A 943-nucleotide genomic window follows, 5' to 3' on the forward strand; every position below is an offset into this window, starting at 1 on the left:
CAAGCTCCGCATAAATATTGTAGCTGTGGTCCCAATTGTTCCCAAGCGGCGACCGCCCCGCGGCCGGCCCCAGGCGCGATCGATAGCGGCGCGCCCACACCAGGTCGAGCCCGACCGTACAGCCCCGCACCCGCAGATCAACCACCCGCTCATGGAATTCCCCCGAAAACAGATACCCAGCTTCATCGCGCGGACAAGCGCCATCCGGGCAGCGATCGAACGCGTGCGGCTCGCCAGCCGCCTGGCTGGGCGGCTCGAGCATCCTGACATCTAGAGCACCGCGCAGCCCCGGTGCGGGGAGGTCCGGGCGATCCCCACAGCCGCTGAGCAGCACCCAACATGCGGCGATGGCCACGCTGATCAACCGCTGAAAAGCATCCATCCTTCAGGCAACCTGCCACATTCGCAAGCAGGGCGAAGTGCCATCCGCACCAGTCGAGCCCGCAACTTTACTCGTCGCGGTCTGCGACGCGGAGACTATCTTGCGTTCTCGTTTGGCACAGTCGCCGAGGGGTACAACGCACCCTCACAGCTTCCTCGCGCGACTCACCCCAGAGACCTCGTGTCGCTGCAACCGCCGCCGCGCTTGGCCTGCTCGAGCAGCGCGTGGGTGGGCGCCGTCGGCTGCGAGGTCAACATCGACGAGTCCGACGCGGTGGCGTGGACGCGGATGGGTGACAGTCACACCAACGCCACGGCGCCCGCCTGCCTGCCTGAAGGGCGTGCGGCAGCCAAGGCGACGCCGTGGGCCTACGCCACGACGGCGGCCCAAGGACACCATGTATTGGCGACGAGCCGCCGTTGAACATCGTGTGGAGCGCCCGACCTACCATGTGGCGGCGGGGGTCGGGGCCTCGTCGAGGCGGAATCGGTCGTGTCGCTCTGAACGCTAGAGCGACGACCAGTTTGAATTCGGTGAGCTACGCCGCAATTGCGACCTCCG

The 943-nt window shown here is 66.7% G+C and carries 2 protein-coding genes; one reads left to right on the plus strand and one right to left on the minus strand.

What is annotated here, in order from left to right:
- The coding region (locus DB30_RS40950; RefSeq protein ID WP_146658989.1) for a DUF6531 domain-containing protein at positions 1-382 on the minus strand (382 nt) is incomplete at its 3' end.
- A gap of 180 nt (positions 383-562) precedes the next feature.
- On the opposite strand from DB30_RS40950, the gene DB30_RS40955 reads away from it, so the two are divergent.
- Complete coding sequence (locus DB30_RS40955) at positions 563-805, plus strand: hypothetical protein (RefSeq protein WP_052559544.1); 243 nt, start codon at positions 563-565, stop codon at positions 803-805.
- The last annotated feature ends 138 nt before the right edge of the window (positions 806-943 follow it).

The sequence above is a fragment of the Enhygromyxa salina genome (assembly GCF_000737335.2).
Lineage (GTDB): Bacteria > Myxococcota_A > Polyangia > Nannocystales > Nannocystaceae > Plesiocystis > Plesiocystis salina_C.